This is a genomic window from Staphylococcus sp. GDX8P54P (genome assembly GCF_017893165.1).
Lineage (GTDB): Bacteria > Bacillota > Bacilli > Staphylococcales > Staphylococcaceae > Staphylococcus > Staphylococcus borealis.
In genome coordinates, this window is sequence record NZ_JAESMM010000010.1 from 39,161 (window position 1) to 52,770 (window position 13,610).

The 13,610-nt window shown below is 31.0% G+C and carries 14 protein-coding genes; 13 read left to right on the forward strand and 1 reads right to left on the reverse strand.

Annotation, left to right across the window (positions count from 1 at the left end; all coding sequences use genetic code 11):
* The first annotated feature begins 144 nt into the window (after window positions 1-144).
* The 4 genes from arcD (at window position 145) to KA909_RS04355 (ending at window position 4,779) form a co-directional block, all read left to right on the forward strand.
* Entirely contained in the window at window positions 145-1,575 is a 1,431-nt protein-coding gene (gene arcD, locus KA909_RS04340; RefSeq protein ID WP_193838843.1) for an arginine-ornithine antiporter, read from the forward strand.
* Between the two features lie 34 nt (window positions 1,576-1,609).
* A complete protein-coding gene (locus tag KA909_RS04345; protein ID WP_193838844.1) occupies window positions 1,610-2,293 on the forward strand; it encodes a Crp/Fnr family transcriptional regulator in 684 nt (227 codons plus the stop codon).
* Window positions 2,294-2,597: 304 nt separating this feature from the next.
* Window positions 2,598-3,359, forward strand: coding sequence for an alpha/beta hydrolase (locus KA909_RS04350; protein WP_193839944.1), 762 nt, complete (start codon window positions 2,598-2,600; stop codon window positions 3,357-3,359).
* A gap of 424 nt (window positions 3,360-3,783) precedes the next feature.
* Window positions 3,784-4,779, forward strand: coding sequence for a LacI family DNA-binding transcriptional regulator (locus tag KA909_RS04355; protein WP_193838845.1), 996 nt, complete (start codon window positions 3,784-3,786; stop codon window positions 4,777-4,779).
* 50 nt (window positions 4,780-4,829) lie between these two features.
* Here the strand turns inward: KA909_RS04355 and KA909_RS04360 are convergent, their stop codons facing one another.
* Window positions 4,830-5,195 (reverse strand): DUF4870 domain-containing protein, encoded by a 366-nt coding sequence (locus KA909_RS04360; protein ID WP_193838846.1) that lies wholly within the window; start codon window positions 5,193-5,195, stop codon window positions 4,830-4,832.
* A 160-nt stretch (window positions 5,196-5,355) separates the two neighbouring features.
* Between KA909_RS04360 and KA909_RS04365 the strand changes: the two genes are divergently transcribed.
* From KA909_RS04365 to KA909_RS04405, 9 genes are all read left to right on the forward strand, one after another.
* A complete protein-coding gene (locus tag KA909_RS04365) occupies window positions 5,356-6,315 on the forward strand; it encodes a helix-turn-helix transcriptional regulator (RefSeq protein ID WP_193838847.1) in 960 nt (319 codons plus the stop codon).
* Between the two features lie 62 nt (window positions 6,316-6,377).
* The gene (locus KA909_RS04370) at window positions 6,378-6,524 is read left to right on the forward strand and encodes a hypothetical protein (protein ID WP_193838848.1); all 147 of its coding nucleotides are present in this window, start codon (window positions 6,378-6,380) and stop codon (window positions 6,522-6,524) included.
* 119 nt (window positions 6,525-6,643) lie between these two features.
* Window positions 6,644-6,997: a hypothetical protein gene (locus tag KA909_RS04375; protein WP_228480732.1), complete on the forward strand. Its 354-nt coding sequence runs from the start codon at window positions 6,644-6,646 to the stop codon at window positions 6,995-6,997.
* A complete protein-coding gene (locus tag KA909_RS04380) occupies window positions 6,990-7,709 on the forward strand; it encodes an ImmA/IrrE family metallo-endopeptidase (protein WP_193838849.1) in 720 nt (239 codons plus the stop codon). The genes KA909_RS04375 and KA909_RS04380 overlap by 8 nt, the downstream gene beginning before the upstream one ends.
* Window positions 7,702-8,301 carry a hypothetical protein gene (locus KA909_RS04385; protein ID WP_193838850.1) on the forward strand — a complete coding sequence of 200 codons (600 nt, stop codon included), beginning with the start codon at window positions 7,702-7,704 and terminating at the stop codon, window positions 8,299-8,301. Before KA909_RS04380 ends, KA909_RS04385 begins: the two co-directional genes overlap by 8 nt.
* Window positions 8,302-8,311: 10 nt before the next feature.
* Window positions 8,312-10,555 (forward strand): helix-turn-helix domain-containing protein, encoded by a 2,244-nt coding sequence (locus KA909_RS04390; protein ID WP_210129989.1) that lies wholly within the window; start codon window positions 8,312-8,314, stop codon window positions 10,553-10,555.
* The gene (locus KA909_RS04395) at window positions 10,555-11,322 is read left to right on the forward strand and encodes a hypothetical protein (RefSeq protein ID WP_210129990.1); all 768 of its coding nucleotides are present in this window, start codon (window positions 10,555-10,557) and stop codon (window positions 11,320-11,322) included. The genes KA909_RS04390 and KA909_RS04395 overlap by 1 nt, the downstream gene beginning before the upstream one ends.
* A complete protein-coding gene (locus KA909_RS04400; protein WP_193838853.1) occupies window positions 11,288-11,803 on the forward strand; it encodes a hypothetical protein in 516 nt (171 codons plus the stop codon). Before KA909_RS04395 ends, KA909_RS04400 begins: the two co-directional genes overlap by 35 nt.
* Window positions 11,804-11,831: 28 nt before the next feature.
* A complete protein-coding gene (locus KA909_RS04405; RefSeq protein WP_193838854.1) occupies window positions 11,832-13,520 on the forward strand; it encodes an AAA family ATPase in 1,689 nt (562 codons plus the stop codon).
* Window positions 13,521-13,610: the final 90 nt, after the last annotated feature.

Consider the following 13,610-nt stretch of genomic DNA (forward strand, 5'->3'; position numbering starts at 1 on the left):
CTTATTTTGAAAATACATCGCTGAGAAAGTGATGTAGCAATATAACACAAGGAGAAGGGTTTGAAGCAAATTGCCAATCAATTGAATAACGATGCTTCAAGCCCTTAATTTAAAAGTAATCCTCCTTAGAAGGGGAAATGAATTATGAATGAATCAGACACAAACAAACTTGGTAAAACGTCACTCATTGGTTTAGTTATTGGTTCTATGATTGGTGGCGGTGCGTTCAACATCATTTCTGATATGGGTGGTCAAGCCGGTGGTTTAGCCATTATGATTGGTTGGATCATCACTGCAATTGGAATGATTTCACTCGCATTTGTTTTCCAAAATCTCACTAATGTAAGACCGGACTTAGAAGGCGGTATTTACAGTTATGCACAAGCTGGATTTGGTGACTTTATTGGTTTCTCAAGTGCTTGGGGCTATTGGTTTGCTGCTTTTCTAGGTAACGTAGCCTATGCAACATTATTGATGTCAGCGGTAGGTAACTTCTTCCCAATCTTCAAAGGTGGTAATACACTACCAAGTATTATCGTCGCTTCTTTCTTGCTATGGGGTGTGCACTTCTTAATACTTAGAGGTGTTGAAACCGCAGCTTTCATCAATAGTATTGTAACTGTTGCAAAGTTAATTCCTATATTCTTAGTTATTATTTGTATGATTGTAGTATTTAATTTCGATACATTCAAAGCAGGATTCTATGGCATGACAAGTGGAGGTACAGGTGTATTTAGTTGGGGCGATACAATGTCTCAAGTGAAGAGTACAATGCTTGTAACCGTATGGGTGTTCACTGGTATTGAAGGTGCAGTGGTATTCTCAGGTCGTGCTAAATCGAAAAAAGACGTAGGTACTGCTACCGTTATTGGACTTGTTTCAGTCCTCGTTATTTATTTCTTAATGACCGTCTTAGCACAAGGTGTCATTCAACAAAATCAAATTGCTGATCTTGCAAGTCCATCTATGGCACAAGTTTTAGAACATATCGTTGGTCATTGGGGTTCAGTTCTCGTTAACATTGGTTTAATCATTTCTGTTTTAGGTGCATGGCTTGGTTGGACGTTATTAGCTGGTGAGCTACCATTCATAGTGGCCAAAGATGGCTTGTTCCCGAAATGGTTTGCTAAAGAAAATAAAAATAAAGCACCTATTAATGCATTATTAATTACAAATATTTTAGTACAAATATTCTTAGTCAGCATGTTATTTACAGATAGTGCATATCAATTTGCATTTTCACTTGCATCAAGCGCGATTTTAATTCCGTATATGTTTAGTGCCTTTTATCAATTGAAATATACAATTGAACATAAAGGACACGCTACAGTGAAACAATGGACAATCGGTATCATTGCATCTATCTATGCGATATGGCTTGTGTACGCTGCAGGTATTGATTACTTGTTATTAACCATGTTGCTCTATATCCCTGGTCTATTTGTTTATCGTTTCGTACAACGTAATAATCATAAACCGTTAACGAAAGGTGATTATATCTTATTTGCAGTCATCATCATACTTGCAATAATAGGTATTATTCGCTTAGCGATGGGTAGCGTTTCAGTATTCTAATAAAAAGTTTTAAAAGGTTTAGGAGTGTATCTCAATGGCTGGAAAGACATTTATCAACAACAGAGATAATGATTTAAGTGAAGGACTCAAACAATTAGCGTCTTACTTAAATATTCCAACAGGTGTCATTCAAGCATTCAAGAGTGAGTGTTTCATACGACATTACAATAAAGGACAAATCATATATTATTCATCTGATCAACCTACATATGTGTATTTGTTACTAGACGGGATTGTTTTGCGTGAAACAATAAATGAAGATGGAGACGCTTATCGTAAGCTGAATAAATCGCAGGTATTATTTCCGTTAAATCATCTCTTTCGGAAAATGGAATTAAACGAGATGTGTACAGCTATTACACCATGTAATGTAATAGGCATACCTAAAGATATGTTGGAATATCTTTGTAAAAATCATGACGACATATTTGTTACACTGTTCGAAAAGTTAAATAACGAACTTGAACTTCTAATGGAATACAATATGGCATTAACTACAAAATTGGCGAGAGAACGTATTGAGAAAGTACTATATTATTTATGTCATGCAATAGGATACGATCATGATGAATTTTACGAAATTAATCATATCATGACCATTCAACTACTAAGTGATTTAGCAGGTATTTCACGTGAAACAACAGGCCATATTGTACATGAATTAAAAGAAGAGAAAAAATTAATAAAAAATGGCAAAAATTGGATGATTATAAAGTAATACAATAAGACACAAAGACCCCTTTATATAAAAGAACGTTTATATTAAACTACCAAAACCGATATAAACACAATTGCTACTTTGAGTCCGGGATATAAAGTTCCTGGATACATAAGGCACCTCGTTCATTAAGTTAGATGATGCGAAAGGTGCCTTATTTTTTTAAGCATTCTTATATGAAATGATATAGAAATGCAAAGTAACTTGGCGAGATGACTGAAGGAGTCGCGCTTTGGTGACACCTTTGTCGAAAAAAGTGTAAAATGGATATAATGATTTATTATTAGAAGGGATGATAATGAATATGGCACTCATGACAATCAATTACTTCTCACCAGCTTTAGGTATGCAACAATCGTTTGTAGCAATCATTCCAGAAGACGCGAGTTTCTTCGACGATACACCATCGCCGAAATCGTATCAAACATTGATGCTACTACATGGATTATCAAGTGATGCAACATCGTATACACGTTTCACAAGTATTGAGCGATATGCAGATGAACATCGATTAGCCATTATTATGCCAAATGCAGATCATAGTGGTTATGCGAATATGGCGTACGGTCATAGTTATTATGACCACATATTGGAAGTGTATCACTATGCGCATAAGTTACTGCCATTATCGACACGGCGTGAAGACAATTTTATTGCAGGACATTCAATGGGTGGGTATGGCACGATGAAATTTGCATTAACACAAGGTGAGCTATTCGCTAAAGCATCACCATTATCTGCAGTCTTTCAAGCACAAGGACTAATGGAACTTGATTATACTGATTTCGCACCTAAAGCGATTACTGGGGAAGATACCAATATCAAAGGGACTGAACTCGATACATATCATTTAGTTGATGAAGCCGTTGACAAAGGCTTAACTCTACCTGAGTTATTCATTCAATGTGGGACAGAAGATTTCTTATACGAAGACAACCAACAATTTATGGCCTACTTGGATGATAAAGGGATAGACTATCAATACGAAGAAAGCCCAGGTGAACACGATTATGCCTTCTGGGATAAAGCGATTAAACGTACAATTGAATGGTTAGTGGAAGCATAAATAGGGAACCCAAATGATTTCATCATTATACGAAGATGGTGCCAATAAAATGCTGTCTTCGAGACTGAGACATAAACAATATAATCATGCTACTTTGCCAATTCACAGTAGCTGACTGAACTGAGATATCGCTTAAATCAAGCATTTCTCGGTTCTAATCATTCTTGCGGAGGTGGGCGGGGCCCAAGCAAAGAGAATTTCACTAAGAAATTCTACAAGCAAAGCAAGCTGGGAGTGGGGCCCCAGCAGAGAGAATTTCATAAAGAAATTCTACAAGCAAAGCAAGCTGGGAGTGGACGACGAATTTTAAAAGAATCCTGTTCCACACCCTATTTACTGTTGAATATCTAACTTGAGTGATTGACAAAAATGTAGCGACAACCTATCATAAATAATGAAAACGGTTTCATTAAAGGTGGGTACTATGGCGACAATTAAAGATGTAGCTCAGAGAGCGGGATTATCCATATCGACGGTTTCAAGGTATATGAACCATCATCCCTATATTTCTGAGGAAAAGAAAATTAAAATCCAACAAGCGATGGATGAACTGGATTATGTTCCAAATTCAATCGCGATGCAATTGCGCTCTAACAAGTCTTATACGATTGGTATTATTGTACCTAGAATTACGAATCCGTATTTCGCATACTTAATAGATACAATTGACAAAGAAATTAAAGATACGCCATATCATACGTTAATCATGCAGACATATAATCATAAAGATGAAGAATTACGGTTATTAAATATGCTTAAACAAAAGCACATCGCTGGCGTGATTATGGGTACGCTTGAAAATGATATAGAGGTTTTAGAACCGTATACGCAATATGGTCCTATCGTATTATCGGCGGATCAATCAACTCAGTCAGATAAAGTGAAAATCATACATACTAATCAACGTCAAACGACATATGATGCCATTCAATACTTAATTAATAAAGGCTATCGTCATATAGCGTATTGTACAGATAATCATTACTATGATCATTGTTTCAATAAGCCTAGAAATATTGGGTTTAGAGAGGCAATGAAAGACAATGGTTTAGACATTAGACGAGAGTGGATTTTTAATAATGTGCATACGATTGAAGACGGTGAACGCATAGGGGAAACATTGCTAGAACAAGACATGTTGCCAGATGCTATATTTACTGGCAGTGATGAAGTCGCATTAGGGTTAATTCATTTTTTAACTGAGCATCATATTGATATTCCTAATCAAATCGCGATTATGGGATATGATAACCAACCCATTTCTAGTTTATTGAAGATTCCTTTATCGACAGTGAATCAACCAGTTAATGACATTGGTAAGCAATTAATTCACTATTTATTGGCATTGCTTGAAGATACAACGTTTGAAAGTAATCATGACGTATTAAAATTAAATATCGTAGAACGACAAAGCACATAAATAAAGCCTTCCATTTCGAAGTTTAAACGAAGTGGAAGGCTTGTTTTGATTTATTTAATTATTTCAATTGTGAATGGAACGACATAATCTTCACCTTTATTGCATGAAACAATTGCTAATATCGTATAAGTGATGTTGGCAATGATTAAAGCCATTAGAGCGAAATAACCAATTAAAATGACAGTCAATAAGAAACTAACAATACCATAGATACCGTAACTAATAGCGAAATTCAGGCAATTTTTCCCTTGCTTATCAATGTATTCAGATTCGTCTTTTTTGACTAACCAAATCACTAAAGGTGCTACAAAACTTGTGAAAAAGGTTAAGACCCACATAATCATTGCTAGTGTTTTATCTTCTTTTGAAACATGGTTAAACATTTGCGGATGTTTGGATTGGTTTTGCAAATTCATTCTTTATTCCCAACTTTCTAAGTGTTTTGAACTGCTTGAGCTTAGTATACCTCCAAGGTGCGTCAATTTTTGTCGTAGTAAAAAGATGTATCTTACATTTTTTATTTTATTGTTGTTTAATAAAGTAGAATCATTCATTTTCCAAAAATGGGAGGTAACTATGACTAAAACAACTGACACGCTAGAGCTATATTTAAAGTTTATGTCTGGCGAACGCTTATCTAAGGCACAAATAGGCGACATCATAGGTAAAAAATCTGACAGAACCGTGCAGCGTTATATCGCGCATTTAAATGACTTCTTTGCTAACAGAACGGATATGGCGCATTTGAAGATAACGATGAATACGACAGACCGTAAATATGAAATGGTCCACAATAGTAGTGAAACCTTTGATAAAACACAGGTGCTAGCGATATTAAAAATTCTTATTTCAACAAGAGGACTATCTGAAGATGAATTACAAATGATTGTTAATAACCTTACGAAACATATGTCTGATGAGAATCAACGTGTAATTGAAAAGGCCATTCAATCTGAACTAGTTTATTATGAGCCCATGAATCATGGCGAGCCATTATTAAATAAAATTTGGGATTTAAATCATATTATTCAACAAAATCGCGTGATTGAATTTAACTATTTTAATGCAATGAACAAAGGGCGTACACATGTCATCAAACCAATGTATATTACATTTTCTGAACTGTACTTTTATTTAGTAGGGGTTAATGATAAAGAACAGGTACTCATTTTTAGGATAGATCGAATTCAAGAATATAAAGTATTGAACACTAAATTTAACGTTCCGAATTCACCATATATTAGAGAAGGCGCTTTGAAACAACGTATCTATTTCATGTATGGCGGCCATTGGAAGAAAGTACGCTTTGAATTTAATGGCGGGATTATTGAGTCAGTGCTTGATCGTTTCCCAACTGCACAATTATTGAAAAAAGATTACACCAATAACCGATTTGTAGTAGAAATTGAAGTCATTGGCGATGGCATTTTAATGTGGCTGTTATCACAAGGCGCAAGAGTGAAAGTATTATCGCCTAATAGTTTGAAAGAGAAACATATAGCTGAAATTGAAAAGATACTTGGGAATTATAGGTAGACAATTTTTGTCTATGTAGTGCGATAAACTATGATTAAATCAGTCAAAGAGGAGTTGTAATTATGATTAAATTGGATCACGACGCAAAGAAGTTAGCTAGAAAAGCACTACTAAAACCTAAATTTCTAAGAACACACGTAGAAAATGTCATCATTACAATGATTAAAAGGGAAGTATATTGTAAAGGTAGTAAAAAGAAAATCTTCTAATTTTTGCAGTTAAATAAATTGGATAGATACCTTATTTTTAATATAAAATGTATAGCAAAATATTAATTTAATAATTATAATAAACATGTATCATTCATAAACGAAAGCAGGAAATACATATGATACCCAAATACACGCAAGTCGAAATAAGTAAGCGCATACAAAAAGAAATAGAATTCAGTGGTTTAGATCAAGTGACATTTGCTAAACATCATGATTATGATACTAAGCAACTGCGTAAGCTTTTAAGTCCAAACTTAATATGGTTAGCGCAAGATTATCAACGTGCAGCTACAATATTAAAGACGACACCTGAAATACTTCTAGAACATTTACCTCAAGAAGACTTAGATAGCATTTCATTTCGTGCATTGGAGAATACTGAAGAAATTAACCACAGAGTCAAACAACTCGATGACATCTTCCAATTGCTGACATATCAATTAAAGGTTGGAAGTGAGTCACGTGACTGAATCATACCGTGAAACAATAGAACGTATTATTCCAGTGGCAGAACAATTCATTTCAGATCACCAACTCCAATATCCGATAACGAATTCAACACAAGTGTTATCTGAAATGGGCTACTACATTGTAAAAGCACAAGCACCTAATAATTTATCTGGTTTTTATATGAAGAAGGATCGATTTCCGTTCATCTTTGTGAATACAAATCATAGTAAAGGCCGTCAACAATTTTCGTTGTGGCATGAAGTATACCACCATTACATGAATCATCAAAATGGAATTAGTGATTTTAATCATAAGTCATTAGAAGAAAGAGAAGCAGAAATATTTGCAGGTATTGTGTTATTGCCAAATACAGAAATTCAAAAATGGATGGCAGCATATGATGATATTATGCGCCCCGATGTGATTGCGCGCATGAGTGTACATTATCAGATTAGTTTTGGTGCTGCTATGATAAGAGCAATGCAGCTGAATCCTATTCCACATGATACGTATCAACAATTGAGTGCACTCTCTCGTATAGATCATAAGGCTCAATTGTATGCAATTTACACAGATAATGATTTACCAACAGATATCTTAGAACCGACAAATGATATTCAAATCTCGCCTAATATTATGACGGTGCTAGAACATAACTATAATGAAGGGCTCGTTTCTGGAGCGAAGATAAATGAAATTATCGACAAAATAGAGGTGCTCAATCATGACTAATAAGGGTATGACGCCGCCAATCGTTGATACAGATATATGGGTTTATCTTATATTGTCAGGCTATTACGAACGAATTATTTCATATTACGGTTATTTGCAATTTTCCGATGTTGTAGAAAAAGAAATACTAAAATGGCAAAGTAATACGCAAGAATTTTCAAATGTAGCGCGTGTATTTAAAAATTTAAAAGACCAACATGATGTCAGAGTTATACATTTTGACGATTTTGATGCATTGTCACAAGCAAGCATCAATCACACACTTAGTGAATATGGATTAAAAACCGTAGATATTTTAGAGAAAAATAAAGGTGAATTTACAAGTTTACTATACGCCTTACATAAAGATATACATCGATTTAAAACAAACGATCGAAAGTTCAAAGAAGAAGTTGAAGACACATTAGATGAAACATTTACCTTCGTCAATTGGATAGACATCTTAGATAATTACAGCACCAACTTCAAAGAGAAACTTGAAATTCAAAAACAAGTTGATATCAAACAACTAAAAATGAAAAAACAAAACCATGATCACAAACATACTAAACAAGACCCACGATGGGATAAATTAAAACAATTAATGAAATGAGGAACCAAAAATGCCTTTAAAATTAAAACAATTTAGAGAAGAAATGTTAGAAGTTAGCCAAGAAGAATTATCGGAAATGATTGGTTTAGATTTCAATGAAATCGTAGAATATGAAAATGGTTCAAAATCATTATCGGAAGAACTTTCAAGACAAATAGTAGAAAAAACGGGTGTAGATATCTTTGAAGTAGGTAGAGAAGGTTATTATTACAAAGAAATTCAATTTAAAGCTTGGGTCCCAAACATTCCAGAAAAAGATAAAATGATTAAAGATAAAATTAATTCTTATAATTTTTTGTTAACTAATCTTTTAGATGAAAGAGAAATAATTAAAAGTCCAGTATTGAAAGATTTTAATGATAGAAAAGTAAAAATAATTAGTAGCTTACTAGATAATATAAAAAAACCAAGTATTACATTATTTGGAGCAAGTAGTTCTGGAAAATCTACAATGATTAACCATATTTTAGGGGACAAGACTTTGCCAACTAGTTGGACTCCTACCACAAGTGTAAGTACAAAAATTATTCACTTAGAAGATAAACCGAAGCATATGGGTGAAAGTAATGTAGGTGTTTTTAAAACATCAAAATTTGAAGATAATCTTGTAGAAACGCATAAACTTTATAATAAAGAATATTTCAAAGAACATTTATTAACAAAGGGAGATTATAATTTAATTGAAGATTTTGGTAAACACGGTGGTGAAAAATATAAAGAAAATAAAATAAAGGAATTGGAATTTAACTATACTATAGTTTGTTATTTAGATAAACCAATTTTACATGCTTGTGATATTTGGGACATTCCAGGTACAAATGCTAAAAAGGAAGACGACATTATAGCTGAAAATTCAACAAAAGGAGCGGATATTACTTTATATTTATCGAAAGCTTCACAGTTTATGCAATTAGAGGATATGGCTTACATAAAAGAATTGGTAAAGGAAGCGCCTGATTTTGTTAATAGATATGATAAAACCGATTTGTTTGAGAATTTCTTTATAATAGCTAGCCAAGCTAATGAAATCAAGCGAGGTAGCGATAATAATGAATCTATTGATGAAATTCTAGATAAAAGAATAAACGATTTTTATGAAACAATACCAGAGAAATACTTTAATAAGCAAAAGGGTATAGATTTTAATTTTACTTCTATTAGAGAAAGAGCATTTGATTTTGATGTGGAAACTGAGCGCGCTAAAAAAAGGTTGAAAAACGCTTTATTAGAACTATTACAAAAAATAACAAATAATAGATATGAAATTTTAGAAAAATATGAAAAAGAATTATTTTATCAGTATAACGTAGAGTTAAGAAATACTATTGAAAATTTAAGTGAAAAATCAGAAGCAAAAAAAAATTTAGAAAATTTTCTAGAGGAGAAAAAAAAACACCTACAACAGAATGAAGAATTAGTTAATTCAATTACTCAAACAGCGAAAGAACTCAAAATTGAAACTATCAATGAGATTAAAGACATCTATAGAAATGAGATTAATGAAAGTAATGTTGAATATCTAATAGATATGAAGGATTTTGGTAAAAAGAAAAGAGATCAAGAAAGATTTGTACAATGGTTTCAAAATGAAATAGAATCTCAAATTAATGATGTCATTAACAAACACTCTCAAACATTTTCAGAAATGATAAATAAAAAGCTAAATTATATAGCAGAACAGGAATTAAATAAAGTTAATGTAGGTGGATTCAATTTTGTTGCAAATTTTGTAGGTGGATTAAGTTCATTAGCTACTGTAGGGGCATTTAGCGTATATTTTAGTTCTTTAGGCAATTTAGGAGGTTACATTTTTATCTCACAAGCTGTTTCAGTATTGACATCACTAGGTATATCAGTTGGTGGAACTGCTAGTGTAGCTTCAGCAGTTTCGGTGATCGGGGGTCCGATGACAATTGCAATAGGTATAGCAATTGTAGCAGGGATGACTATAAAAACTTTAATAAGTAAAACAGCTTGGAAGAAAGATTTAGCTAAAAAGTTGGTTAAAGGTTATGATAAAGCATCAAAACCGAAAAGAGATGAAGATCAAACATTTAGAGGGTATACTCCAAAAGAAATTTTCTTATATCAAGCAAACTCATATTGGGAAGATACTATTAATGCTTTGAATGTAGATTTATTTGATGAACAACTTGAAAAAGTTGAAGCAGAATTAAGAGAGAAAGCCAAAGTTGATGATAAACAAAAAGCAATTAAAGAAGAACTAGAAAAATTGAAGTTTGAGGTGGCATAATGAATATTGAAAAAATAAAAAAAATAGTTGCTAATGCTATGAAATTTTATGATCAAGTAAACAAAAAGAAACAAGAAATGACATCTGGCGGATTGACAGATAATCAAATAATAACGCAATTAACTGACGATTATGATTTTGTAAAATCAAAAATAAATAATTTATTGAAAAATGGTTTTAAAGATAGCACAGATGTTTTTATGAATCAATTAAAAGAGGGTGAAGAATTTCTAGTAAACTTCAAAAAGTATTTAGCTAGTGATGGAGATGAAAAATTAGAAGAATTAGTAAGTAAAATAATTGAATTGAATATTATCAAAAGTAAAGAATTACAAAATCAATTAGATGAAGAAGAATATATAAAACTAGTATCCTTTCCAATAACTATGGGATTAAAAGTTACAAAAATTACGTATCAATATGCAAAAGATAAATTTGATAGATTTGGATTTATAAGTAGAGTTAAAGATACGGTGCAAAACTATACAATTTCAGTAGTAAAGTTTTTGAAAGAAGATATTAAAATCCAAGAATATTCTACTGAAATTTTAGATTTCACTTTTGGTAATAAACCAAGAGCAATAATCTCAACACTTTTCAAATTAAGTAGCCATATTTTTAATAAAGACATAAATAATAAGTTTGAAGAAGCTAAAATAGATTTAAATAAAGAATTTGATAAGAATTCCAATATGCAAAACATAAATAACAAGGAAATAGAACAAAAAAAATATGAAAAAGAAAATAACCCCCAAATTAACAATTAAAGAGGAGATAATATGTAATTCTAGGCAACTTTTAAAGTATAAATTATCATTAGAATTATTTGAAAAATGTAAAAGTACTGAAGTGTTTTTTTGGTTGCTTAGAAAGAATATTATAACAAATAAAGAATATTGTCATTTAACGAATTTTATTAATAATACTCCAGTATATGGTAATTTGTATTATGTATTATTGGAAAAAATTATTCCCAATTTTAATGATAATTATGTACAAGATTACAATGACTATAAGAAAATCATAAAAGAATTAAGTCTTAAAGATGTCTATTCCAATACACATAGAGAAAAACTTTTAAAAAATTTACTAAAATATGAAGTGTTTATTATTGATAGTTTTGAAAACATGAATGAAAGTGGAATAAATTCTATAGGTATTGATAAAAAAACTATTAAAGAGTTAATGGATAATTATGGTCATGAGCTATCAAAAGCATTTAAATCAAAAATTAATAAAATGAATTAATATAAATTCGAAAGTTATGGGTACTAAAATGAATGAAACTATTTTAAACAAACTTGTGAAGTACATTGAAGTAGGTTTTCCTTTAGTGTTTGTTGAAAATTCTATGTATAGTTCACAAAATGTAATTAACAATTTATATGATTTTCAGATTAAAGATAATATATATATATATAACTCGCTGACTAACCAACATTATGATTTTGCTATAAAAGAAAATGAAAATATAACTAATTTAAATCAAATTTCGAAAAAATTGACTCAGTATGAAGTAGGAAATAATTTAATAGTATTAAAAGGTTTTGAAACAGAATTAGCACAAGAAGATATCGAAACTATTAATTTACTGGCTGATGTTTCACAAAATGTTATTGAATCTATTTACAAGAATCTGACTTTGGTATTTATTGGCGACAATTTTGAGATACCAGAGAAATTAAAGAAATATTCAGTAGTTATTAATAAAGAATTACCAAGTTATACCGAAATACATGAAATAGTTAGAACATTTTTAGATTTTCAAGTAGATGATTTGGATATGAAAATTCGTCCACCTAAATATTTGATAAATGCTTTAATAGGTTTAAATGAATTTGAAATAGAACAAACGTTAGCAATGTTATTTTATGAAAATAGTATTAATTTATTGTATGAGTATGAAATTAAAGAAAAAATATTAGAAGAAATAAACGAAATGAAGAGTCAGTTCATAAAGAAAAATGGAACTTTATCAATCGTTGAAAATTTAAACTCATTTAATGACATTGGTGGACTAAAAGAATTAAAATCTTATATAAACGAAACTAAGCTTAAGTATGATAAAATGAATCAATTAAAAGAAATGCAAATCAATCTCCCTAAAGGAGTATTGATACTTGGAAAACCAGGTAATGGTAAAAGCTTGTTAGCTAAAGCTACTGCTAGTGAGATGAAAATGCCTTTAATTAAATTTGATATAAGCAAAATTCTTGGTAAATATGTCGGTGAAAGTGAAAAGAAAATGCAAAGTACTCTTCAAATTGTCCAAACAATGAGTCCATGTGTGTTATGGATCGATGAAATTGAAAAAACCTTTGCTGGAATAAATAATGAAAATAATGATACGATGAGAAAAATTCTAGGTTTATTTTTAACTTGGATGAGTGATGATAATAAAAGTGTTTTTGTTGTAGCGACAGCAAATACTATTGACAATAATATACCACCAGAGTTAATTAGAAAAGGTAGATTTGATGAAATTTTCTACGTAGATAATCCATCATCTAAGGATAGAAAAATAATTTTTAATGTCCATTTACAAAAAAGGGGTATAAATATTTCTAACAATAATTTAGAAATAATAGCTAATAAATCAACAAACTTATCTGGTGCAGAAATAGAGTACGTATGTAATAAAGTAGCAAGTAAATACTATATGAGAAATACGATGAAATCTTTTTCTGAAAATAATATTATAAATGAAATACTTGATAGTGTTACTCAAGTAGTAAAAGAAAAGGATCCAATTGAATACACTGAAGATTTGAATGAAAAAAGAAAAATATTTTATGAACAAAACAAAGAACTTATTGAAATATTAAATGAGGATAATGACGATAAAAAAGTAGTGAATAAAATATTTAAGAATGAAATTGATAAATTTCTATCAAATAAAGTTTATGATATGATATGGAAACTGAAATCCGATGAGCAAAATAAACAAAGATTTAAAAAAGCATAATTAATATGATGGCACTCCAAAAATTAGATTGAAAATATCTAATTTTATGGAGTGCATTTTTTTGTATGACGAATTGTAATATTAAGTGCA

Excerpts from the sequence above, each read along its gene's own strand:
- arcD (WP_193838843.1), top strand. The coding sequence starts at position 145 with ATGAATGAATCAGACACAAACAAACTTGGTAAAACGTCACTCATTGGT.
- KA909_RS04345 (WP_193838844.1), top strand. The coding sequence starts at position 1,610 with ATGGCTGGAAAGACATTTATCAACAACAGAGATAATGATTTAAGTGAA.
- KA909_RS04350 (WP_193839944.1), top strand. The coding sequence starts at position 2,598 with ATGGCACTCATGACAATCAATTACTTCTCACCAGCTTTAGGTATGCAA.
- KA909_RS04355 (WP_193838845.1), top strand. The coding sequence starts at position 3,784 with ATGGCGACAATTAAAGATGTAGCTCAGAGAGCGGGATTATCCATATCG.
- KA909_RS04360 (WP_193838846.1), bottom strand. The coding sequence starts at position 5,195 with ATGAATTTGCAAAACCAATCCAAACATCCGCAAATGTTTAACCATGTT.
- KA909_RS04365 (WP_193838847.1), top strand. The coding sequence starts at position 5,356 with ATGACTAAAACAACTGACACGCTAGAGCTATATTTAAAGTTTATGTCT.
- KA909_RS04370 (WP_193838848.1), top strand. The coding sequence starts at position 6,378 with ATGATTAAATTGGATCACGACGCAAAGAAGTTAGCTAGAAAAGCACTA.
- KA909_RS04375 (WP_228480732.1), top strand. The coding sequence starts at position 6,644 with ATGATACCCAAATACACGCAAGTCGAAATAAGTAAGCGCATACAAAAA.
- KA909_RS04385 (WP_193838850.1), top strand. The coding sequence starts at position 7,702 with ATGACTAATAAGGGTATGACGCCGCCAATCGTTGATACAGATATATGG.
- KA909_RS04390 (WP_210129989.1), top strand. The coding sequence starts at position 8,312 with ATGCCTTTAAAATTAAAACAATTTAGAGAAGAAATGTTAGAAGTTAGC.
- KA909_RS04395 (WP_210129990.1), top strand. The coding sequence starts at position 10,555 with ATGAATATTGAAAAAATAAAAAAAATAGTTGCTAATGCTATGAAATTT.
- KA909_RS04400 (WP_193838853.1), top strand. The coding sequence starts at position 11,288 with ATGAAAAAGAAAATAACCCCCAAATTAACAATTAAAGAGGAGATAATA.
- KA909_RS04405 (WP_193838854.1), top strand. The coding sequence starts at position 11,832 with ATGAATGAAACTATTTTAAACAAACTTGTGAAGTACATTGAAGTAGGT.